The following is a 23,166-nucleotide window of genomic DNA, read 5'->3' as shown; positions in this document are numbered from 1 at the left end:
TCATCCTCTCCTGTAGGACGTGTCTCAAAACTCACTGAAGTGCATCTTTTACCGCCTTTTCGCCCCCTGCTGCGTCACTTTCCCTTGACGTGCCCCGGCACGCCTGCGGAAAATCTCCTTGCTTGGAACGAAAATTCGGCAAAATCTGCGTCCTTCGGAGTTTTCAGACACGCCCTAGTCAATGTCCATACCCAACGTACAACGTATACCTTTTTCCGGCGGACACGACAATTCTCAATAATCGTTTGGCTCACCTATTTTCCTTTTCCTAGCCCAAATCCGGTGTATCTACAAACGTTACAGCCAGTTCAGTCGTCTGATGAAGCTCGAATACCATGATTTCATTCTCACCCTCGCGAAGGAGCGGAGCAGGTACATACCATGTTTTTTGCGGTCCTTTATCCCAGAAGCGCCCCAGATTGAATCCGTTTACAAATACAACTCCCTTGGTCCAGCTATCCAGTCGCAGAAAAGTATCTCTTACATCCGTGATATTAAACTCTACTCGATAAAATGCTGGTCCCTGTACTTCATTAACTGTTTCGTTAATTGCTTCGCTAATCACATCACTAAATTGCAAACCCGACAGATCAGTTAATGGCAGACAATGAATCGTCCAATCATATAAAAATTGAAAGCCGTGTCGCACACCCTCCGTAATGCCCTTCGGATCTCTCAGGTACGGGCCATAGTTGATTCGCCCCATATTTTCGACAAGGATCAATAGATCTGCGCCCTCCGGCGGCACTTCAAAGGAAATCGATAATGCCGTATTTCCCCGTTCAAGCACGCCCTGTAATTGCCTATCAACAAACACAAGCGCACGGTCACGCACCTCCTGAACCACCAGTTCCTGTCGCTCCCTAGGCCCGGATATTCGGGTTTGATAACAAATAAAGCCATAATCCTGACCCAGCTTCTCCATTGGTTCCGGATTCGTACGTTTCAACGGGGCTGATATCCGGTCCAACTGCGCCAGTAATGGCGCCTGCTGGTTCAACTCCACTCGCCCATAGGCGATGGTCCCCTTCGATTCTGGCAGCACAATCTCACCCAGACCTTCATCGCTATACCGAGCAATAAGGTCCCTCACCGCATGGAATTTCGCTGTCGGCTCCCCGGATTCGCTGAGCAGTGAATCGTAGTCGTAACTTGTAATCGTGGGTTCGTATTGATCCTTCTGCTGACAGTTCGCCCCGTTGTAAAATCCGAAGTTTGTTCCACCGTGGAACATATAAAAGTTGACTGAGGCTCCTGCTCGAAGCATCTCCTCAAATACACCAGCCACATCTGCGGCTTCTCGGGTATGGTGCGACTCTCCCCAGTGGTCGAACCAGCCATTCCAGTACTCCATGCACATCAAAGGTTCTTCTGCCTGATATTCACGCAGCTTGGCGAACGCTCCCTCCGTTCCTGATCCAAAATTGACCGTAGCCAGATGCCCCGCCACTGATCCCGCTTGCAGCATGTGGTCTGTCGGCCCGTCCGAGGTAAATAACAATACATCCATACCGCGCCCCACCATGCCATCACGTAAATATCGCAGATAACTGGCGTCGTTCCCAAAGCTGCCGTACTCATTCTCAATCTGCATCGCGATGATCGGCCCGCCATGGGTGCTCAGAAGGGGTTTTAATTTGGACAAAAGCACATCATAATAACGATCCACATTCGCCAGAAATTTTGCGTCATTACACCGCAGACGAATCTCATCATCAGCAAGCAGCCAGGCAGGTAATCCGCCAAACTCCCACTCGGCACATATATAAGGACTCGGGCGAACAATCACATGCAGACCCACATCCCCTGCAATGCGAATAAAACGTTCCAGATCAGCTATGCCTTCAAAACAATACTGCCCCGGCTGCGGCTCATGAACATTCCACGGCACATACGTTTCCACCGTATTGAAACCGCAGGCTTTCAACTTGAGTAACCGATCCTCCCAATAGTCGGGGACCACTCTGAAATAATGGAGGGCACCCGACAAAATCCGAATGGGCTCGTCACCATAGATGAATTGTGAACCTTTATACGTCAGTACCGGCATGTAACAGCCCTCCCCGTTCACTCAGATATATGCCTAACCCGGACAACGTAGGGTACCATCTGGATTCATGAATGGTTAATCGCATCTTTCTCGATGTGACCTGTGGGAAACAGCATATTCGCTTATACCCCACCACAGTCCCCGTGTAGAACGTTTCCCAACCACGATCTTCCCTCTGTGACTCCATTGTAAAACGCTCAATCCGTTGGCCTGTCTGGATATGTTCCATCAGTACCACTCGGTCAAATGATCGTTCCTCCTGCAAATCCAGCTCGATCCAAGCCTGCTCGGTTCCTTCAAAGGGACACCAATACGTATCCCGACGTTCCGTCAGCACCTCAAATACGGCATGTTGTTCATCCATCGTCTCCGATGCTTTTACCAGCGCCTGCAAGGCGAAATTTTCCTGAAAAATGGTGCGCAGCGAATCTCCCAATTCCTGTAGTCGCTCGACATCCGTTTCGTGAATGAGACCACGCGTATCCGGTGGCAGATTGAGTAAAAAGGTGGCATTGCCCCCCACTGCGCCGTAATAGACGGCGAGCAGTTCTTCCAATGTTTTGACCTGATCATCTTCACTGGCATGATAGAACCATCCCGGGCGAATTGAGGTATTCACCTCGGCAGGGTACCAGATCAGTTGCTCACCTTGGTAACAAATGACCTCCCGGCTTCCCAAATCACTATCCTGCGTATTGATCCTTGTGGCGAACTCACCATCATCCACCTGCTGCGATTGCTCCTGAATCTTCTCATTATCCTGCATATGCGCTGGCACAACGCTCCATTCCGATTCCCGCGTATGTCCCGCCTCATTGCCACACCAGCGAACATCCGGGCCGCATACCGAGATGACAGCTTCGGGCTGAAGTTCACGAATAAGCGCATAATAGGCGTCCCAGTCATAAACCTGCCTTTTGCCATTCGGACCCTCACCACACGCACCATCAAACCATACACAGAAGATGTCGCCATAATTCGTGAGCAGCTCGCGCAACTGTTGGAGGAAAAACTCGTTATATCTCTCCGAATCCCCGTAGGAGGTTTCATGCCGATCCCAAGGAGAAAGGTACACGCCAAACTTCAACCCGCCCTCACGGCAGGCATCGGCAACTTCCTGAACCAAATCACCCGCACCATTTCTCCACGGACTGGCTGCAACTGTGTGCTCTGTAAACTGACTTGGCCACAAACAAAATCCATCATGATGCTTGCACGTCAAAATCAGCCCCTTCATCCCCGCAGCCTTGCACGCCTGCACCCATTGCGCTGCACTCAGTGCAGAAGGATTGAAGATAGCCGGGTCTTCCTCCCCAGTGCCCCATTCGCGATCCGTGAATGTATTTACCGTAAAATGAATAAATGCATAGAACTCCATCTCCTGCCATCTTAGCTGGCGTTCGGATGGGCTTATCTGTGCTGCGGACTTAATCCATTCGGCTGGTTGCAGTTCATAATTCATGGCGTATCACTCCTTTTATTTAGCGCATCCCTATATCATTGGACCACCCTTGCTTGGACCGCTACTCAGTTCACTACTGTCCATGAATGGCTGTGATGCAAGCAATAACTGCTGCTTGGCTTCTTCGACCAAATGTGGATCAATGGGATAATTAAAGCTGCCTTCGTACCTCACGCCTGATCCCATATGGATTTCCATGATACCCGTCTGCCTCACTAGCGTTTGTATTCCCTCTATGGTGACCCCCGACCCTGCCATGACAGCGATGTTCAAGGTTTGCCCCAATTGCTGAAGTTGTTTCAGTTCCAGTATGGCTTCAGGCGCTGTCTGTTTCCCTCCCGATGTAAGCACACGCTCCACGTTGCCCAATGTGTTAATGGCCTTGAGCGCCTCGGTCAGGCTTGTGCTCACATCAATAGCACGATGAAACGTAACGCCCAAACCCTGAGCTTCGGCCATACATAATTGCATGGGTAAAAGGTCCACTTCACCATCTCCGGTGAGGGCACCGATTACGATGCCAGCGGCTCCAAGTTCCCTCGCCACGCGTACATCCCTGGTCATGGCGTGGATGTCATCTGCGCTATAGCGGAACGAGCGGCTATGGGGACGGATCATGACATACACCGGGATGGAGACTTGTGATACTACTTGCTCGATTACACCATAACTGGGGGTAAGCCCTCCTTCGGACATCGCTGACACCAGTTCAATCCGATCAGCCCCTCCCTGTTCAGCGGCTCTGGCATCTTCCACATCCACAGCGATGACTTCCAATACAGGCTGTCTGTTCATAAGGGTCACTCCCTTCATCCATATAAAATTTAGAGATGATAAGTAATCGTAGGACGTGCGCACATCAGAAATGATTAGCCCCTTTTCTCATCGACCGTTCCAGCATTCATAAACATTATCGTACTGGTACAGTGCAACGCTCCATGACATATAGGACCGACAAAGCGTATTATCAGCGCTCCTGCGGTCCTTCTTCATCGTTATGAGTGACGGTCAGCTTCCAGAACGCAATCCGATCCCTTTTCCACGTATAGGTGACATATAGATCCTTCTCTTGAGATACGATCGCCGGATACGAGTATTCCCCCGGTTCATTTTCCAACACATATTCATCACCCCAGGTCTGACCATTGTCCGTTGAAAAAGTAATCACCAACGGTGTTCGAGGGCTCTCTGTTGTATATCCACTGACCGGATTGTAGACAAGCGCAAGCAAACCATGCTCCATGCGTGTGGCATCAATTCCGCTATTGTTGTTGGGTAGTTCTGTAGCGTAAGCTTCACACCATGTGCGTCCACCATCTGGCGAATTACTGCGAAAAATAACCCCTTCGGTACTACGCAGAAGCATGTGCACACGCTCTCTACCAGAAGACCACAATGTAGGCTGGATCAGCCCCTTGGCAAACCAATGCTCCGCCCCAACATAGGTGGACAGGTCCATCGGCACATATGTACTTTTCGTCCATGTCTCCCCGTGATCTGTTGAGATATCGACAAATGACTCCCAAATCTGCTTGCCTAATACCTCAGGGTCCAATCGTTCAATGGATGCGGGAGCCAGCATTGTTCCATCCTCCAGCTGAATAGGTTTATTCCGGACCGGCCCACGACCACCAATATCTCCGGGCACCAGCTCCCGAGAAGCCGTCCACGTATATCCGCCGTCCCCTGAACGAATGATGCGGGTATGCCAATCCGTAATTTCATACCCTACTTCATAAAAGAGTATCAGCGAATCACCCTGTGCATATAGCACCGGGTTCCAGTGAGCAATACCTTGCTCATCCGCGACTTTACGTGGAACAGACCACGCTCCGCTATGATCCTGCCTTGCGAGCCAGATCGCTACATCACTCGCCTTCTCATGCTGACCTGCAAACCAAGCAACAAGCACTCGGCCATTTGGTAAAACAGCAACGGTGGACCCATGACTACTCTGAAAAGGCTGACCTTCCTGAAAGATATATTGTTTGTCGGCAATGATCTTCATGAATGGATTCTCCTTTGGGGACCGGAATGGGATAGCAAATAGAGAGTGCAACGGACATCATGTACTTTTCCTGATGAACTTTGTTATTTTAGTTATTATTAACGTTATTATTTATTAGCAATAGTCTAAAACGTTAGGTTCAGAACGTCAATACAAAAAAAGACACCCCGGGGGGTGTCTCCTGTCTTGGATAACCTTTCGGTTATCCGAGCTTATTCTATTTTTTACGCCGAGCCTTCGTCATTCGATTAAACATAATCAGTGCAGCAATGATCATGGCAATCATGGCAATATTACTCGCCACTTCTTGTGATAAGCCAAAAAGAACTCCCAGGTTAGTCACCAGGCCTCTTACAATCAGCGCCACTACAACCAGCAGGATTGGACTCAAAAAATTATAATTTCTCATTCTTCGCAACACCCCTGACCCCATTGTTCAGAACTTCAGAATCCCATAACACTATCATAACAGTAGCTATTCTGTGTTACAACAAAGGGCACCCGCGAACAGTGCCCTTTGTCATGTACCCACGTATTCTACTTTTGATGACAGAACAATCTTTAGATTGCTGTTATGACCTAATATATCCGATTATCTTCTACACCTGCTTGAATTCGATCCAATCAATCTGGAGCCCTGGTTTCGTGAAGTCCAGTTTCAATTCATACAGTCCTGCTTCAAGATCTACTTTGACAAGTTTCTGTCTGATCCATTTGCCTTCCGTACCATTCGTTTGGATGGTGGTCACCAACTGATCATTCAGGAGCAGGTTACATGCACTTTGAGCGAGTTCCGGCTCAGGGGACATGATCTGTACGATAATCCGATAATGGCCGGCCTCGTCCACTTTCATGTAGACCGGTTCAGCTACCGCAGGTTTCACCTGTGCGTTCTCAACCAGCGCCTGAGCTTGTGCAGTAGATAGGGATGCATTCGCTTGGAACGAAGCGACGTTCTCCACGATCTCGTGTTTTCTGCCGGACACCGGTGCATTCATGATGAACTTGCAGATGTTAATCGCAGAGCGTTGCAGTTCTCCGCGCGTAAGTGTTCCATTTTCCAAGGATTCAATCGTGTTATCGTCCCAGCCGTTAATCTCTGCGCCATAGTTCGGTACAACCATGTAGAGATCATTCTGCGCACGAATCATCCAGTTCGTGTATTTGCGATCAGCCTCGCCACCTTCCGTCACATCGTTCATAATCGCCCACCAGTCGGTCATTACGATACCCTCGAAATTCCATTCGCCACGCAAAATCGTGGTATTCAGGTCGTAGTTGGATGCCGCCCAGTGTCCGTTAACCGGGTTGTAGGAGGTCATGATGGAATTCGCTCCGCCTTCTTTTACAGCGATTTCGAACCCTTTCAGGTAAATTTCACGCAGTGCACGCTCAGAGACAACAGCATCTACTTTGCTACGGTGTTTCTCCTGGTTGTTGCAGGCAAAGTGTTTCAGTGTGGCATTGGAACCACCCTTCATAATGCCTTTCGTACATGCTGCGGCAAATACACCCGAGATCAGTGGATCTTCAGAGAAGTACTCAAAGTTCCGGCCATTGAGCGGGCTCCGGCGGATATTAAGTCCAGGTCCGAGCAGAGTATCCACCTGATTTCTCAGCAACTCCTGTCCTTCCATCACATACAACTCTTCAACGAGATCCTTGTTCCATGTCGCCGCAAGCAACGTACCGATGGATACCTGTGTTGCCTTCTCCCCACTATCCATACGAATACCAGACGGGCCATCTGCCGTACATGCTACCGGAATACCGTAGTTGAACAGGCTGTCGCTGACACCACCAAATGCGGATGCCGTTCCCGAAGTAACGAGCGGGCTACTCATGCCTTCACCACGGACAATTGCCGCCAGATCCTGATCACTCAGTTGAGCGATGAAGGCTTCCAGACTTACTTTGCCAGCCTTAACATCACTCAGCTTGTAGCCCTGGTTACCCGTCTGCTCCAGCGTTTGCGGGAGATTCTGCTCAATCCGGTTCGCCATGGATACCTTACGCTTCGGCACTTCCGCATAAGTCAGTTCATAAGATCCATCTTCCTTGCGCAAACCCGGTTTCATCCGTGTAAAATCTTCGGTTGGCGCCATCGCTTCTTGCAGTTGCTCCACCAATTCAAGGGATTCAATAACGTATCCATCCTGGCCATCGATGCTGATGTGCTGCACTTGTTTCACACTGGTTCCTACATGCAGTCGGTATGTGCCTTCTTCCAGAACGTATGCGGAAGCATGACCTGTAACACCCGCATCATCGTAGGATGCCATGGCATGGATCGGGAAGCTGATCGTCAGAAGTTCTGACTCGCCCGGCTGCAACAATCCTGTTTTGCCGAAAGCTACCAAAGCCTTCAGCGGTTGTCCCAGTTTGCCTTGAGGTGCTTCATAATAGACCTGCACAACTTCTTTGCCCGCATATGTTGTACCGGAGTTGGTCACATTGACACGAACTTCAATGTAGGTTTCGCCGTCTTTGGACACTGATTTTGCTTCTTCGTGCTGGGCCAAAAACGTCGTATAAGACAGGCCGTAACCGAATTCAAACTGAACACGCTCAGGTCGAAACGTTTCGAAATAACGATAACCTACATAGATATCTTCCTGATAAAGGTTCTTGAACTCATTGCCGTAGTTGCTTGTCGAAGGATAATCTTCGATGGAATATGCAATCGTATCTGTCAGTTTACCGCTTGGTGTAACGTCGCCCGCCAGCACATCAGCAATCGCATTGCCACCTTCCATACCACCATGCCAGGAGTAAATTACGCCTTGGATCGGATGTAGATACGTTTCGTTTAACCAGCTCATATCGATGATATTCGAGACGTTCAACACAACAATTGTGTGTTCAAACTGCGAAGTAACTTGCTTCAGCATCGCTTTCTCATCTTCTGTCAGCTGGTAACTTCCTGCCGCATCCGCATTATCCTGATCTTCTCCCGCTGTACGTCCAATCACGATAATAGCTTTGCTGGACTTGCTTCTGGCCTGTGCGACCAGTTCATCCGTCAAAGGCATTTCTTTCTGATTCCACGGCTCAGCCGCCCATACTTTTCCGCCATCATCAAACGGATTTTCTTCAATCCATTTCTCATAGACAGCTGCCAGCTCTTCGTTCACTGTAAAATTCTTTTTGCTACGAAGACCATCCAGCAGATTAGTTGTGTAGGCCACATGAACACTACCGCCCGAACCCGTACCGCTGCGATAATAATTGACTTGAATCCGTCCAAAAACTGAAACGTTTTCGTTTTCACGAAGTGGAAGCACTTGGCCTTCATTTCTGAGTAGAACGGCTCCTTCTGCGGCAACCGTACGACTAAACTCTGCAAACCCTTCCAATGGAACTCCGATTTGATGTGTGCTCAATGATTTCCCTCCTGATTGTCATCCCCATACCTACGAATCGCTATATATAAAATGAACTATATAAATTGAACTAAAGAATATTTACACTGGACACTCCGATGACAGAATAACCTTCCGATCGCTGTTATCCCCAGATTTTATGAATCCCCCTTATATGGGGAAAATCCGGGGATAAAGGCGAACGCTTTCGCTTCTTCAGGTTTTTTCTGTCCTCTCCGTTTCGTGTAAATGTTTAGTTCAATTTATATAACAAAACGTACACTCATTTTATATAAAAGATATTCTATGATCTGGTAGATTCACTTGTTCATAGTCTCATATTAACAGATTCTATCGGAGAAATTAAATTAGATTTGTGCTTTATTGATATTATTAAAGCTTGTCCCCGATTAGCGGCATAACAAAAAGCCACGGACGCCTGTTGTCCGTGACTTTTCTTCATTCTATTTTACTCATATCAAGTCGTAAGTTTCGCATACACCAGGAAGAATAACATGTCTTCGCCCATGATGACATAGCCTGGAACTCGATAGACCAGATCCACAAGGACAAATGCCACCAGCAGTCCTACCATCACCGCCAGATGACGTGGCCGGAGTCGTAGATGTGCGTGTCTGTAGCGATGGAACACAAGGGAAGTCGACAAGAAATACAGCAGCGCTGATCCAAATACAAACCCTATCATGAACACATAGTTCAACTGATTCTGATATAACAACTGAATTGATGCGGCGATCATGCTCATGGAGATGTAGATGAATAGATGGCCGTATATGATCGCTTGCCCGGCAGTCTGAATCTCTTTGCTGACCTTTTTCTCCACGTTGTCGAAGTACTGCCACCACATCGCAATGACAAATATGGACGTAAAGGCGGCAAACAAGATCGATTTCATATCCCAATGGTCGGCTTGCAGCACAGCGATAATGCTTACCACCGATTCACCCAGCAGGATAAGTGTAAAGAGTGCGAAACGTTCCAACAAGTGATGGGTCTGAACCGGTACTTTCACCAGATTTTTGCGTCCGATCAGCGGAAGCACAATGTCTACTGCAATGCCCACATACAGAATCAAGTATCGTAACCAGGAATCGAAAAACAGTGAACCCGATGAGATTAATATCCCAATAAGGAAACAGATGCCCAAGTAACGAGCCGCTTGCTGCTGATGCTCGCTTTTTGACTTGTGAGCCGTCAGATACTGAATGGCCGTAAACGCCCGTGAACCGATATACCCGATGAAGAAGGAAAGATAGTATTGGTCAAAATGGGTAGAGAGGCTTGCCGTCATGACCATAACGGACAGGAGCTGAAGGATGAGGAATATTCGATGGATCAGGATATCCTGACCATAGCGGTTAATAAACAAGGTCTGACCGACCCATGCCCACCAAACAGGGATAAAGATAAGCACAAATTTCATTAAATATTCAAACGTAATTACTCCGTGTTCGGCATGCAACAAGACATGACCCGCTTTTGAAACGGCTGCTACGAAGAGCAGATCGTAGAACAGCTCCAGCCAGGTAACCTTTTTCTCCATCATCCTTCAATGCTCCTTTGGTTATTCTCATAATCTAACGTCAGCTATATAAGTTGAGCTAAAGATGATTCACACATACACTCCGATGACAGAATAACCCTCCAATCGCTGTTATCCCCAGATTCTTTTGATTCCCTTTTCCTAAGGGAAAATCCGGGGATAAAGGCGAACGCTTCGCTTTTTCAGGTTTTTTCTGTCCTCTCCGTTATTGTGCAAATAGATAGTTCAACCTATATAGTAATAGAACTCTAATCAATTCGCAGCTGTAGCAGGTACGAGCGTTCTTACCACGATCGGTTGCAGATTATCCTCAATTTGTGGGCGGTATTTCTCAAACCACTCAGGCAGCATCAATTTTTGTCCAAGCAAATCAGCAGGTTCATCTTTGGCAAAGCCCGGAGGATCTGTAGCAATTTCGAACAGAATGCCGCCTGCCTCTCTGAAGTAAATTGCGTTAAAATACTGACGATCCCGAACTGGAGTCGGTTGGTACCCGTAATCACGTACAGCTTCGCTCCACTGTGCATGCTCCTCATCGTCTTTTGCGCGCCATGCAATATGATGCACGGTTCCTGCGCCGCCCATACCCAGAGGTATACGGGTCACTGGAACATCTACGACATTACCGATATCCCCGCTGGACCGGAAACGAGCATACTCTTCATTTTCACTCACTCTGACAAATCCCAAAATTTTCTCAAGAGCATCCATCGTTCTTTGCGGATTAACACTGAACAGGACAGCACCGCCGAAGCCTTTGATCGCTTTATCTGTTGGAATGCCTTCGTGTGCCCAAGTGCTGGTTGCTCCCTCTTCCCGTTCAACAAGCTCAAGCCGCAGGCCTTCGCCATCTTCGAATTGAAGCAGCTCTTCATTGAAGCGACTTGTTTTGGTTACCTCAATGTTATACTGTTCCAACCGGTTCTGCCAGAAGCCAATCGACCCAGGAGGAATGACATAGGAAGTGATGCCGACCTGACCTCCGCCAATTTTGCCCCGTGGTGATCCAGCGGATGGGAAGAAGGTGATGATGGTACCCGGGCTTCCGTGTTCGTCTCCAAAGTACAGATGATATACATCAGGCGCATCGAAGTTAATTGTTTTTTTCACGAGACGAAGTCCCAGAACTCCGGCATAAAAATCAACGTTGGCCTGTGGATCGCCTGCGAAAGCTGTAATATGGTGAATACCTGCTGTTTGAATAGTCATGATTAATTCCTCCTTGGTTTGGTAAGCATGTTTTGAATTGATTTATAGTAAGTTTGTATTATCTTTAAATTAAGATATATGGTCTAGCGAATTATATGCTAGTTGTTATTTTGATTGGCCTGTTCTTGTTTCAATTTATCAGGAGTCACGTCATCGCCGTTTGGATCATAGATGGTTGCATTCAGCAGAATGTCGTTGACCGAACCGCGAAAAGTTTGCAGATATTCCTGGCGAAGACGAACCTGTTCCTCTTTCTCCATCTCCGTCAATCCGCCCTCTTTGGCTTTTCTTGAAAGTTCATTTATTCTGGTCAATGTTGGGATCATCATCTTGATCTCTCCTCATGTTATGGATTAAAGATATTTGTTTGGGTTGTTATTTATATTTAAATTAAATATCTTAAGTTAAAGATAAATGATTTGTGATCGGTTGTCAACTCTTTTATCTAAACTAAATTAAATGAACCTGCTTCTCACTTAACACCCTGCTGCTTTAACTATGAATTCAGACAAAAAAAGGGCTAGCTCCGCAGTAATTTCACTTACTACGAACCTAGCCCTTCATGTATTTAATTCATTAGCCCAGCTTTTGACCACAATTTGGACAGAAGTTGGCTCCTTCATTTTTGGCTCCACAGTTCGGGCAGAAGTTTGGCTTCTTGTTGCCTTCTGTAGATGAAGAGTTACCTGAATCACCGTTGCTATTTCCCGCTGGTTTCTGGTCGTTATTTTGATTCTGGGACGAACCCGCATTATTGTTCTGATTTTGGCCTTGGTTCTGGTTCATGTTTTTCATCATTTCATTCGCCATGTTCATACCCATCATCATGCCCGCCATATCTGAGGCCGCGCCGCCGCCCTGTACTTTACCGGATGAGATGCCATCTGTCATGCTGACCTGCTGATACTTTTGCAGATTACCAATCATCTCATGCGAAGCGGTCTTCGTAATCATATCCTGAATCTCTTTTGGATAATTGAAGCTCATTACCTGGAAACCGGTAATCCCAATGCCGATGTCCATCATCTGCATATCCAGATCTTCCTGAATCCCCTTGGCAATATCCGATGCATTGGCCTGCAGGTTGAACATATCCTTCCCTTCACGGCTAATCCACTTCATTAGAAGCTGATCCAGCACGGAAGTGATTCGGATTTTGACATCCTCCACCAGATAACTCTGTTTGATGCCTGCAATCTTATCAATCAGGGTCACATAGTCACTTACTTTAAAATTAAATGTTCCGTTGGCTCGAATCGGCATCCCGCCCGGCAGTTGTGGTGTCGGAATCAATACAGGGCTTTGCGTGCCCCAGCGCACGGTGAACTCTTTTGTATTCACAAACAATACTTCGACCCGCATGCCGCTGTTGAATCCGAATTTGAACCCTTTTAAGGTAGAAAGAAACGGAATGATCTCCGAATCGATATTAAATGATCCTTCGTCCTCGAAAATGCCTTCCACTTTACCGTTATTCAGGAAAATGGCGTCCTGACCGGAACGGATGATGAGTTTACTCCCCTTCTTGATCTCCCGGTTGCTCCACTTCCAAAATATCATGTCATCTCTAAACTCTTCCCACTCCACCACATTCGAAAATTGATTTCTGAAAAATCCCATACTCGTTCCCATCCCTTCTAATTAAAAAATCCGCATACTCAATAGTGACTAGAACGAACCTCTACTTCCACTGTGTGAATGACCGCCTCGGGAGGTACCCCCTCCTCCTCCTCCGCCACCGTTGTTGTTGTTCTTCTCGATTTTGCGCTTGGTTACGGTTGTACGGATATAACGATCCTGACGATCAATTACACTGGAATTGCTTGAATCCTCATAAGTCGCACGATTGACTGTGACACGTCCCCCGGAACGATAGATCATCATACCAACAACAATACCGCCAAGAACTACAGATACTCCCAACTGAAACCAACCGTTGAACAAAATATTGTTCGGATTCACACCGGGTTCATACCCCATATATTTGTAAGAGAGCTCAATGTATTTCTCAAATGCGAGTTTATAATCTCCACTGGACAATTCAGAGGTAATTCGGGTACGGATAGCATCAAGCCGCTGATCGCTCAGATATTCTTTTGCCTTATAAAATCCAGCCAGATACACTTCGCGATTATTCATATCCATCGTCAATATGACAGCATTACCAAATTTCTTATCGTACCCTAACCCCTGCTCATCATAAAAATCTTCCGTTAAGAGCATAACATCCTGATTCTCAACATTATTGGAGGTATAGATAACAAAGTCCGTCTGCCGCTCGGCGCCATACTGATTCGCAAGTAGATTCAGTTCACTTATCTCCTGCTCACTCAGCAGGTTGGCCTCATCGTAGATGAGATTTTTACTCTCCGCTGCGGATGCCGATGACATGGGAATCAACGGAGCGGCAAGGGTTATCATAAGTAAAATGAGCGTAGCCATCACGGCCAGAGGGGTTCTTTTTCTCATAAGAATCCACCTCCCATCATCCAAGAAACCAGCTTCAGTGACAGCAAGGAAACCGCGGATACTCCTGCGAACCATCCGGCCACTTTGGCTTTGCTGATCGGTGGTTTACCGACCACTTTACCTGTCTGTCCATTCATGGCAAAGGTATACTGTGCACGATTATAGTCATAGTTGACCATCCACACCGGGAGCAGCACATAGTCCGCATGTTTGAGTGTGGTATCAATCTGTTTGTCCGTGTAGCTCACACTGCTATACCCAGATACGGTTGAGGCAATATAAGAATCAATGTAAGATCTCGTTTTATCCTTGGCCCGTGGAAAAAGTTCCTCGTCTGTATAACTGTATTTTTCCGCAATATACCCCGCCAGATACGGGGTCTTGAACAATTTCAACTGATTATATGGAAAAGGCTCGAGCTTATCCATCAGTTCATCCTTCATTTTCTCCGATGCATCGATGGGCAGATTCACGTAATTCAGCCGAATCCGGCGGTATATATCGAAATGCTGTGTTTCCGTGTAATGGTAGTCGCCCTGGGTGTAGGATCTAACCTTGGTGCCACGACCATGCACTTCGATTTTATTATGTAACTCGTACAACCAGAACGGCACATACATGCCCGTAATGCTCTGAATCCGATTGGCGGACATGAAGCCACTTGGCGTTAAGAGACCATTTTTGCACCACTTTTTGAAAGCCTGCTTGGCTTGATCCTTGTTGATCGAAAAGGGAATCACCATCGCAGGGGCTAGATTGCCCGTCAGCCGATCACTGAGTACAACCGCTGCACCGCAGAAGCTGCATGTCGTCGCACTGGTCTCCGGCTCTGTCACGATGTCAGCTCCGCAGCTGTTACAGTGGTATTCCTTGACCTCATTTTCCGTGAACACTTGTCTCTTCAACGGATCTGGGATCTGCTCTATGTTGTCTTGGCGGCCGCAGCTGGGACAGGATAATGCACCTGACACACTGTCAAAGATCATGCCACTGCCGCAGTTCGGACATTTATATTCAATAACCGGCATCTGCTCACCTCAATGTTAACGAAATGGTATAACGTATTACTTATTCTTCAGCTTCTCCTGGATCGCTGCGAGTTCTTCCTCTGCACTTGGCGACGCATTTTCATTATTACCCGCATCTGCGTTCATGTCTCTCTCCAACTGGGCAATTAATTCGTCCAAATCATCTTCCTGTGCTCCAGCGCGTAGTTCCTCCAAAGCCTCTGCTTCGTTCAGCGCCTGGTTCGCCTTATCTTCCATGGCCTTCAATGCGGCATCAGCTCTGCCCGTAGATGCTTTCCGTTCATTGGCCTGTTGCTGCGCTCTCGCATCTGCCATTCGACCTTTCAGTTCTGTATGCCGCGCTTCCAGTTGCCCCAGATCGGCAACTAGTTTATCATTCATATGCTTCATCATCTTGGCTTTGGCGGAAGCCCGTTCATAGGCCGCCTGTAATTCGTTCAATTTGTCAGCCAGCTTCACTTTCTTCTCCAGAAAACCACGTGCCTTGTCTTCGTCTCCCGACTCCGCTGATTTCTCAGCGTACCGCTGTAACTTTTTGACCTCGGCACTACACTCATCCAATGCTCGCTTCGCCCGGCTCTCATCTGACAGCACCGCTGCCGTCTCCGCTTTTACCTGACCCAGATCACTGCTCAGGCTGCGCATATAGTCATTCACACTCTTCTCCGGGTCTTCCGCCCGCGACAGCATGTGGTTCACATTGGCCTTCATCACGTCTCTAAACCTCGATAAGATTCCCATGACTTGTTCCTCCTCCGAAAAGTTCATATGTATACTATAATACATGAATACGCCGACATACGTTTCACATTTCACGATTGCAAGTGGAGTTAATACGATCCAAATCCATACTATAACAACGCAATATAAGAAAAGACGAGCACTTATAGTGTCGCCTCATGATCCAAAAATCCTCTCCTCATTCTCAGTATCTTTCTTCCTCAATCACAGTTCGTTAATGAACAGCACACTTTCCTCTGCAATCCGATCTGGATCCGTATTATGTATGTAATGACCACCATCTAAAACCTGATATCGTCCCATCTTCACAGACTCGATATAACCTATTAAGTACATTTGCCAATTCTCAATCGGTAACTCTTCACCATTAGATATGAAAAAATACATCGACACATCCGGAATTCCCTGTGTGGCAACTTTTGCTGCATTCTGTTTAATTATGTTGACTTCATCATTCATATTCGATGTCTGCGTATTCTTGTAGAATAGCGCCCGGTAAAGTTCCTCTTCCTGCGGAGACAGGTGATTCTCCTTAATCGCAGCGGATGAATCCACAATCCCGGGGAAAAAGCGTGTAATCCCTATTCGTGCTCCCAAACCTGTAAGACTCATCATACCTCCAGAGGGCAAAGGATATGCTTCATATACCTCTGGGATAGCAGGGTCCAATCCAATGATTGCCTTCACTTCGGTTGGATACTGTTGTGCCCAATATAATGCTTCAATGCCTGACATGGAATGTGGAAACAACACATACGGTGGATTCTGGCCTGCCAAAGTCAGAGCTGCTCTGGTTTCTTCCAATATCGTATCGATATCTCGTGACACCTTGGCCGTTTCACTGAAGCCATACCCTGCCTTCTCAACTACAGCAATTTTGTATTGTTCAGACAATCTGGAGTAAAGTGCCTTGAAATCCAATACAGGAGCGGATGTACCCCCACCTGACAGAAAGACCAGTGTCTGTGACCCAGAACCTTCTGTATAGACATGCATTTGGTGATTATTCACGTTAACCATTGCACCTGGCGGCAACAGAATACTCAACTCACTCTTGAGTTTAATCGTATGATTCGTGAAACTAATTACAATGAACAATAGCATGACACCCAATATTGCCAAGGCACCATACCCCAATCTCTTCAACACAATTCTCATTGGTTCCCCTCCAACATAATGTACACTCTTATTTATTTTACCATGTACATTGGAAGTTATATGAGATCTAATCCTTTTATCATCGCGCTCTAATAAATCGTTACCTAACTACGGTTCAACCGGAAGGCTCTCCACCGCTGTGAAAAACACATCCAGTAGCTCAACATTGTACGTAATGCGGACGTATTCGGTTATTAACGCCACATCCTCTTCCCTCTGATACTCCAGACATGGACGGCCTTCACTCCACAGCACCCTGCACGGGAACTTTCCGACAACATCCTTAATGATGTGATCCGGCTCAGCTACTTTATGAATGTCTCCCATATGAAATCTCCTTATTTCTCTGCACTTATCTTGTGCAATTATCCTTTAATTTTGGAATAGATGACGGTTTGATTCAGTGCACTTCATCACATTCAACTCAATGAGTTATGGCGACATACCAATTAGGCATTTTGCAGACATGACCGTGTTGGTTCCTCCAAAGGTGCCATTCCTTCGCAATTTGGCTATAATAAGGAGATCAATGATTTCTATAAAAGGCAGGAAAATTATGCGTACACGAGTTCACTTTATTGCTCCCTACGAATCGATGATTCCTATTATACAAGAGTGCATTCCTCGCTTTCCCCAGTTAGCCATTCAGACGGACGTGGGCGATTTGGCGAATGGTGTGGAATTAGCAACACAAGCTGAGAAAAACGGTGCAGAGATTATCATCAGTCGTGGCGGGACGGCTCAATTGATTAAGAAAGCAGTGACCATTCCCGTCATTGATGTGCAGTTATCGGGCTATGATATGATTCGTTCACTTACCCTGGCAAGCCAGTTTAACGGCCAAACGGCCATCGTTGGCTTCTCCAACATCACCTCTGGTGCACAATCCATTATTGATCTAATGGATCTGCCTCTCAAGGTCTATACCATACATAGCTCAGAAGATGTAGCGCGATTGCTCTTGGAGTTGAAGGCTTCTGGTTACCGCCAGATTGTCGGAGATGTGATCACCGTCAACACCGCGAAGACCTACGGTCTGGAGGGATTGTTGATTCAATCCGGCCAGGAATCCATCCTTAGAGCGATGGAAGATGCACAGCTGGTCTACCGTTATTTGAGCAAAAATCATGCGATATCGATCATACTGAATGACCTGGTTACACGGGAACATCCCAATTTACTTATTTTAAATGAACGGAATGAAGTTGTATTCGAGAAGCTGACCGATTTTGAGAAAAATCCGCTGACCGATAATCACATGTATCTGACCAATACCAGCCTGGAGTTCCATCAATCCCAGATCCAAAATGTGTTCATGGTGGACGATTACCAGCTTACGGTTAACGCCTATGAAACGACCCTGGACAACAAGAACTACAAGGTATATATGCTGGAAAAAGGACAACACTATGCCTTTGCACAATTCGGCATAACAACGTTCACGGACGCATCGATGGAGCCTATCGTTGCCGAATCCCCTGCCATGCAGGCGGTATTACAGAACATTCGAGCACTTTACGAGAATCATGAACCGATCTATCTGCGGGGCGAAGCAGATTCCGGTAAATCTTTTCTGGTCAAACATATTCATCAGATGTACTCCGGTGGCGGACTCTTATTACAGATGGATCTCTCGCAAGTTACGCCCGGTCATTTGCACAAGATACCACTCGCCAAAGTTCGAAATGTTGAGATTAATCATACGGAAGCACGTATGGAAGATCCGGAGTTGCTCGCCTTTATCCAGAGCTGCCTTCAAAATCAAATAGGGGTGTTTATACTCGGGGAACAGATATTTAACCCGCAGTGGTCACTCGATCTGGAGCTTAATACAATCATGATGCCAAATCTTGCGGACAGATCAGAGGATCTGGCTCCACTGATGCAGCATTTCCTTACGGGTTATTACCAGAAATATGGAACTACTGCGGTGAGGATAAAAGAAGATGCACTACAGCTGATCCGGGATCAGATCACACATATAAACGTCAACCAGTTGAAGCATTTGATCAAGCAGGCTGCACTTAATGAACAGGATTATGTAATTACCACGGCTACCTTGTCCCGCTTGCTGGATCAGCAACCTGTTTCAAGCCAAATGAAGTTGAATGGAACTCTGAAGGACATCGAAAAGGAAGTTATTCAGTTCGTGCTTCAGGAGGAAAATAATAATCAATCGAAGGCTGCAGAGCGTCTGGGGATTAACCGGGCCACATTATGGCGTAAACTTAAAGATTAACTTTAAGTTTGCGTCTTTTTTTTCGCCTTCATGTGTTGCATTTTTAAACAGTTAAGTGTGTATTTAAAATTTACAATAATTTATTGTTGCTATATTAAACGATATGGGATAACATAATCCCTGCAAGCGCTTCATAAAAACGATTACTTCATAAGGAGCTACTACTATGAACATTAAAGCAACTTTAGATCGCATCCCTGGCGGTATGATGGTCGTTCCCCTGTTACTTGGTGCTACCATTAATACATTCTTCCCAAATGCCCTGCGCATTGGCGGATTCACGGAAGCTCTCTTCGTTAACAGTTCCAGTACGTTGATTGCACTGTTCCTGTTAATTGCCGGTACACAGATTACGTTCAAAACAGCTGGTTCATCCGTCGGCAAGGGTGTTACCTTGCTAGTCGTCAAGTGGGCGATCGGTGCAGCACTTGGTCTCGTTGCCATTTTGTTTGCAGACTCAAGCGGGTTATTCCTGGGTCTGGCCCCACTTGCCATTATCGCTGCGATGACCAACTCTAACGGTGGTCTTTACATCGCACTCGCTGGTCAATACGGTAAAGAAGATGACAAAGCAGCCTATCCATTCCTCGCGCTCAGCGATGGTCCATTCCTAACCATGGTAGCGCTCTCCATCTTCGGTGCGATGGGCTTTGCCAACGGCATGTTCTCTCCTATGGCATTCGTTGCTGTATTGCTTCCGCTCATCGTTGGTGTCATTATTGGTAATCTGGACCGCAATCTGGCGGAGTGGCTGCACAAAGGCAGTGACAAACTTGTTCCGTTCTTCGCCTTCTCACTGGGTATGGGAATCAACTTCTCATCGATTATCCAAGGTGGACTTGGTGGAATCATGCTTGGTGTTCTGACCGTGCTTCTCACAGGCGGAATCGGTTTCCTGCTCTTTAAAGCCATCGGCTGGAATCCCATCGTTGGTGCCTCCGAAGGTTCAACAGCCGGGAATGCCGTAGGTACACCTGCTGCCATCGTGGCTGCTAATGCTTCATTTGGACCTATTGCTGAGATTGCAACAGTACAGATTGCCGCGAGTGTTGTCACTACGGCCATCCTGCTACCGATTTTCATCGGGTTTCTCTCCAAACGATTGGAGAAATCAGGCGGAGTCGAGAAATACAATCAACGACCTACCACATAAATGGTTTTCACCTGATCTAATGTGCTTAATCTGTGATTAATTGATTGATGATCTGAACGGACTTTTACTAAATTGTGCTTACAAAGGAGGGATGACTGCATGAAATTAGCCATTATTGCAGATGATTTGACCGGTGCCAATGACAGCGGGGTGCAGCTTGCCCGTCATGGCTTGAAAACCAGTGTTCTTTTTAATATGGATGAGGAGCCTCTTACGCGTTACGATGCCGTCGTCTTTGATACAGATAGTCGTTCCATATCACCGCAGGAAGCATATGACCGTGTATATCAGGCTGCTGAATTGCTGACGAACAACGGATTTGAGACGATTTTCAAAAAGATGGATTCGACCATGCGTGGAAATATCGGTATCGAGATCGATGCCCTGTATGATGTCGTCAAACCTGACTTTATGATGATAGCTCCGGGTTATCCGAAAAATAACCGTACCATCCATGAGGGGATTCATTATCTGAACGGCGTTCCGCTCGCGGAAACCGAGATTGCGAATGATCCGAAGACGCCCGTAACTCTTTCCTACCTTCCGGACCTGCTGAAACAGCAGACGAATTATGAGGTGGGCGAAATTACGGTTGCTGATCTGGAGGTTGGCCAAGACCATATTCAATTGAAACTAGAACAGTTTAAACAAAATAACATTCCATATGTACTCGTAGATTCCACAGAAGAACGGCATCTGGAGATGATCTTGCAGATGACTGGCGAATTGGACTATACCTTTGCCTGGGCAGGGTCTGCTGGCATTGCCAACTACCTCCCAGCTCACTACGAGCTTGAATCCAAGTCCGCCGAACTCACGATACCGGAGAATCCCGGTCCAATCCTGACGGTTGTGGGCAGCGTAAATAAAAACTCCCGCGAGCAGTTGTATCGCTTGCTGCGCCAATCTAAGATTGCATCCGTTTCTTTCCACTCCTTCAAGGCTGTGTCTGCATCAGCAGACCGAGCTGAGGAAATGGAACGTGTGTATGCAGAGGTCAGATCCAAAGCACTCGAAGGACAAGATGTCGTCCTCTACTCCACCGCAGAACAAGTCGATATTGAACTGGCACGGGCAACGGGCGACATTCGCGGTCTCAATCACACGGAAGTCAGCAACGAAATCGTACTCGCGATGGGCGAGATCTGTGCCAGACTGCTGGAAGAGGGACTTTTCAAAGGTGTGTCCATGACTGGTGGCGATACGGCAAAACAAATCTGTCTGAAATGGAATATTAGCGGCTTCGAGCTGCTGGATGAGCTTGAAATCGGTGTGCCGATCTCCAAGTTTATAGGGATTGATGATCTGCATGTGATTACCAAAGCAGGCGGATTCGGCAAACCCGATGTCTTTATCCATGCGATTCAAAAATTAAAAGGGGGTATTCTCGTATGAAACCTACAATTGGAATTACAATGGGCGACGCAGCAGGTATTGGACCGGAGATTATTATGAAAGCACTGGGTCATCAAGAAATGTACGATCAGTGCAATCCACTCGTTATCGGTGATACGAAGATTCTGGAGCGTGTGTTGCCAGTCATCGGCTCAAGTCTGAACGTTAACGCGATTCAAGAACCTTCCGAAGCCAAGTATGAATTCGGTACTGTGGATGTGATTGATCTAAATCTCGTTCCTGCCGATCTGGAATACGGTAAAGTATCTGCCGTGGCTGGAGATGCAGCATTTCAGTTTCTCGCCAAAGCCATTGACCTTGCCAAAAAGCAGCAGATTCACTCCATCTGCACAGCGCCTTTGAACAAAGAAGCTTTGCATCAAGGGGGGCACCTGTATCCGGGGCACACCGAGATTTTGGCTGACCTGACGGATACGCAGGACTTCTCAATGATGCTGACCACGCCTAATCTGAGAGTTATTCACCTGACAACACACATGGGTCTGATCGATGCTATTGCGAGTATTAATCCGGAAAGAACCTACACCGTCGTGAAGCTTGCTCATGATACGCTGAAAAAAGCAGGCTTTGAGAATCCGCGCGTTGCCGTATGCGGAATCAATCCTCATGCCGGGGAGAACGGCTTGTTCGGCAACGGAGAAGAAGAAGAGAAACTGCAGCCCGGCATTGAGCGTGCGCAGAAGGAAGGCATTAACGTCGTTGGTCCACTCCCGGCGGACACACTCTTCTTCCGCGCTGGTCGCGGTGACTTCGATATCGTCGTAGCCTGCTATCACGACCAAGGCCATGCGCCGATCAAAGTGATGGGCATCGAGGAAGGTGTGAACATCACTGTTGGCCTAAAAGGCGGGATCATCCGTACGTCTGTCGACCACGGTACAGCCTTCGATATCGCCGGCAAAAACATCGCCGATGATAAAAGTATGCTGGCCGCCATCCGCTCAGCTATTGAGCTGGCGCCAAAGGACTTGGTGTAAAATGTAGAAGCAAAACAAAAGGCAAACCCTCTATAAATCAGAGAGTTTGCCTTTTGTTTTATATATCCTCCACTTATGTATCTACTCTCATAGAAAGAATATTCGATGATAAGCTCACGCCTCAGATGGAGCTTTCTTGAAGTAAGATTCAAGCACACGCTTTGCTTCCTTCACACTTTTTTACATTTTGGTAAAAATTTTTAGATGTGTTTATTTCCTAACCTGCTTGTGGGTGTGGTGAATCATAAAATAAGGTAAGTTAAAAAAGTATTATGCAAAGTATAAGGGTTTTCATTCATTAGGAAGCCGATAAATAATAAAATTTATTAG

Annotated in this window: 19 protein-coding genes; 4 read left to right on the top strand and 15 right to left on the bottom strand. The window is 46.9% G+C overall.

Going from position 1 to position 23,166, the window contains the following annotated elements; genetic code table 11:
- Positions 1–268: 268 nt before the first annotated feature.
- The 15 genes from HF638_RS22495 to HF638_RS22425 all read right to left on the bottom strand — a co-directional run bounded on the left by HF638_RS22495 (position 269) and on the right by HF638_RS22425 (position 17,378).
- Positions 269–2,050, bottom strand: coding sequence for a glycoside hydrolase family 35 protein (locus HF638_RS22495; protein ID WP_169482146.1), 1,782 nt, complete (start codon positions 2,048–2,050; stop codon positions 269–271).
- Positions 2,031–3,512, bottom strand: coding sequence for an alpha-L-fucosidase (locus HF638_RS22490; protein ID WP_169482145.1), 1,482 nt, complete (start codon positions 3,510–3,512; stop codon positions 2,031–2,033). The genes HF638_RS22495 and HF638_RS22490 overlap by 20 nt, the downstream gene beginning before the upstream one ends.
- 30 nt (positions 3,513–3,542) lie before the next feature.
- Positions 3,543–4,307 carry a copper homeostasis protein CutC gene (locus tag HF638_RS22485; protein WP_169482144.1) on the bottom strand — a complete coding sequence of 255 codons (765 nt, stop codon included), beginning with the start codon at positions 4,305–4,307 and terminating at the stop codon, positions 3,543–3,545.
- A gap of 172 nt (positions 4,308–4,479) precedes the next feature.
- Positions 4,480–5,520: a sialidase family protein gene (locus HF638_RS22480; RefSeq protein WP_169482143.1), complete on the bottom strand. Its 1,041-nt coding sequence runs from the start codon at positions 5,518–5,520 to the stop codon at positions 4,480–4,482.
- A 217-nt stretch (positions 5,521–5,737) separates the two neighbouring features.
- Complete coding sequence (locus HF638_RS22475; protein WP_062837718.1) at positions 5,738–5,929, bottom strand: hypothetical protein; 192 nt, start codon at positions 5,927–5,929, stop codon at positions 5,738–5,740.
- Positions 5,930–6,119: 190 nt separating this feature from the next.
- Positions 6,120–8,903 carry a glycoside hydrolase family 3 C-terminal domain-containing protein gene (locus HF638_RS22470; protein ID WP_169482142.1) on the bottom strand — a complete coding sequence of 928 codons (2,784 nt, stop codon included), beginning with the start codon at positions 8,901–8,903 and terminating at the stop codon, positions 6,120–6,122.
- 457 nt (positions 8,904–9,360) lie between these two features.
- Positions 9,361–10,449, bottom strand: coding sequence for a low temperature requirement protein A (locus HF638_RS22465; RefSeq protein WP_145153459.1), 1,089 nt, complete (start codon positions 10,447–10,449; stop codon positions 9,361–9,363).
- Between the two features lie 249 nt (positions 10,450–10,698).
- Positions 10,699–11,655, bottom strand: coding sequence for a ring-cleaving dioxygenase (locus HF638_RS22460; protein ID WP_169482141.1), 957 nt, complete (start codon positions 11,653–11,655; stop codon positions 10,699–10,701).
- A gap of 98 nt (positions 11,656–11,753) precedes the next feature.
- Positions 11,754–11,981 (bottom strand): DUF896 domain-containing protein, encoded by a 228-nt coding sequence (locus HF638_RS22455; protein WP_076254330.1) that lies wholly within the window; start codon positions 11,979–11,981, stop codon positions 11,754–11,756.
- A 250-nt stretch (positions 11,982–12,231) separates the two neighbouring features.
- A complete protein-coding gene (locus HF638_RS22450; RefSeq protein WP_062837721.1) occupies positions 12,232–13,275 on the bottom strand; it encodes an SPFH domain-containing protein in 1,044 nt (347 codons plus the stop codon).
- Between the two features lie 48 nt (positions 13,276–13,323).
- On the bottom strand, positions 13,324–14,124 hold the full coding sequence (locus HF638_RS22445) for a TPM domain-containing protein (protein WP_169482140.1): 801 nt from the start codon (positions 14,122–14,124) through the stop codon (positions 13,324–13,326).
- On the bottom strand, positions 14,121–15,152 hold the full coding sequence (locus tag HF638_RS22440) for a TFIIB-type zinc ribbon-containing protein (RefSeq protein WP_169482139.1): 1,032 nt from the start codon (positions 15,150–15,152) through the stop codon (positions 14,121–14,123). Before HF638_RS22440 ends, HF638_RS22445 begins: the two co-directional genes overlap by 4 nt.
- 36 nt (positions 15,153–15,188) lie before the next feature.
- Entirely contained in the window at positions 15,189–15,893 is a 705-nt protein-coding gene (locus HF638_RS22435; RefSeq protein WP_169482138.1) for a PspA/IM30 family protein, read from the bottom strand.
- A gap of 204 nt (positions 15,894–16,097) precedes the next feature.
- Entirely contained in the window at positions 16,098–17,051 is a 954-nt protein-coding gene (locus HF638_RS22430) for an alpha/beta hydrolase (RefSeq protein ID WP_169482137.1), read from the bottom strand.
- A gap of 108 nt (positions 17,052–17,159) precedes the next feature.
- On the bottom strand, positions 17,160–17,378 hold the full coding sequence (locus tag HF638_RS22425) for a hypothetical protein (RefSeq protein WP_169482136.1): 219 nt from the start codon (positions 17,376–17,378) through the stop codon (positions 17,160–17,162).
- A 229-nt stretch (positions 17,379–17,607) separates the two neighbouring features.
- Here HF638_RS22425 and HF638_RS22420 point away from each other — a divergent pair, with 229 nt between their 5' ends.
- From HF638_RS22420 to pdxA, 4 genes are all read left to right on the top strand, one after another.
- The gene (locus HF638_RS22420) at positions 17,608–19,290 is read left to right on the top strand and encodes a sigma-54-dependent transcriptional regulator (protein ID WP_169482135.1); all 1,683 of its coding nucleotides are present in this window, start codon (positions 17,608–17,610) and stop codon (positions 19,288–19,290) included.
- 166 nt (positions 19,291–19,456) lie between these two features.
- Positions 19,457–20,443: a 2-keto-3-deoxygluconate permease gene (locus tag HF638_RS22415; protein ID WP_169482134.1), complete on the top strand. Its 987-nt coding sequence runs from the start codon at positions 19,457–19,459 to the stop codon at positions 20,441–20,443.
- Between the two features lie 99 nt (positions 20,444–20,542).
- Positions 20,543–21,838: a four-carbon acid sugar kinase family protein gene (locus tag HF638_RS22410; RefSeq protein WP_169482133.1), complete on the top strand. Its 1,296-nt coding sequence runs from the start codon at positions 20,543–20,545 to the stop codon at positions 21,836–21,838.
- On the top strand, positions 21,835–22,836 hold the full coding sequence (gene pdxA / locus HF638_RS22405; RefSeq protein ID WP_169482132.1) for a 4-hydroxythreonine-4-phosphate dehydrogenase PdxA: 1,002 nt from the start codon (positions 21,835–21,837) through the stop codon (positions 22,834–22,836). Before HF638_RS22410 ends, pdxA begins: the two co-directional genes overlap by 4 nt.
- The last annotated feature ends 330 nt before the right edge of the window (positions 22,837–23,166 follow it).

It is taken from the genome of Paenibacillus sp. SZ31 (assembly GCF_012912005.1).
Lineage (GTDB): Bacteria > Bacillota > Bacilli > Paenibacillales > Paenibacillaceae > Paenibacillus.
The sequence above is the reverse complement of the archived record's forward strand: the minus strand, read 5'-3'. Positions and strand labels throughout refer to the sequence as shown.

Coding starts and splice junctions, on each gene's coding strand:
- HF638_RS22495 (WP_169482146.1), bottom strand. CDS start 2,050: ATGCCGGTACTGACGTATAAAGGTTCACAATTCATCTATGGTGACGAG.
- HF638_RS22490 (WP_169482145.1), bottom strand. CDS start 3,512: ATGAATTATGAACTGCAACCAGCCGAATGGATTAAGTCCGCAGCACAG.
- HF638_RS22485 (WP_169482144.1), bottom strand. CDS start 4,307: ATGAACAGACAGCCTGTATTGGAAGTCATCGCTGTGGATGTGGAAGAT.
- HF638_RS22480 (WP_169482143.1), bottom strand. CDS start 5,520: ATGAAGATCATTGCCGACAAACAATATATCTTTCAGGAAGGTCAGCCT.
- HF638_RS22475 (WP_062837718.1), bottom strand. CDS start 5,929: ATGAGAAATTATAATTTTTTGAGTCCAATCCTGCTGGTTGTAGTGGCG.
- HF638_RS22465 (WP_145153459.1), bottom strand. CDS start 10,449: ATGATGGAGAAAAAGGTTACCTGGCTGGAGCTGTTCTACGATCTGCTC.
- HF638_RS22460 (WP_169482141.1), bottom strand. CDS start 11,655: ATGACTATTCAAACAGCAGGTATTCACCATATTACAGCTTTCGCAGGC.
- HF638_RS22455 (WP_076254330.1), bottom strand. CDS start 11,981: ATGATCCCAACATTGACCAGAATAAATGAACTTTCAAGAAAAGCCAAA.
- HF638_RS22450 (WP_062837721.1), bottom strand. CDS start 13,275: ATGGGATTTTTCAGAAATCAATTTTCGAATGTGGTGGAGTGGGAAGAG.
- HF638_RS22445 (WP_169482140.1), bottom strand. CDS start 14,124: ATGAGAAAAAGAACCCCTCTGGCCGTGATGGCTACGCTCATTTTACTT.
- HF638_RS22440 (WP_169482139.1), bottom strand. CDS start 15,152: ATGCCGGTTATTGAATATAAATGTCCGAACTGCGGCAGTGGCATGATC.
- HF638_RS22435 (WP_169482138.1), bottom strand. CDS start 15,893: ATGGGAATCTTATCGAGGTTTAGAGACGTGATGAAGGCCAATGTGAAC.
- HF638_RS22430 (WP_169482137.1), bottom strand. CDS start 17,051: ATGAGAATTGTGTTGAAGAGATTGGGGTATGGTGCCTTGGCAATATTG.
- HF638_RS22425 (WP_169482136.1), bottom strand. CDS start 17,378: ATGGGAGACATTCATAAAGTAGCTGAGCCGGATCACATCATTAAGGAT.
- HF638_RS22420 (WP_169482135.1), top strand. CDS start 17,608: ATGCGTACACGAGTTCACTTTATTGCTCCCTACGAATCGATGATTCCT.
- HF638_RS22415 (WP_169482134.1), top strand. CDS start 19,457: ATGAACATTAAAGCAACTTTAGATCGCATCCCTGGCGGTATGATGGTC.
- HF638_RS22410 (WP_169482133.1), top strand. CDS start 20,543: ATGAAATTAGCCATTATTGCAGATGATTTGACCGGTGCCAATGACAGC.
- pdxA (WP_169482132.1), top strand. CDS start 21,835: ATGAAACCTACAATTGGAATTACAATGGGCGACGCAGCAGGTATTGGA.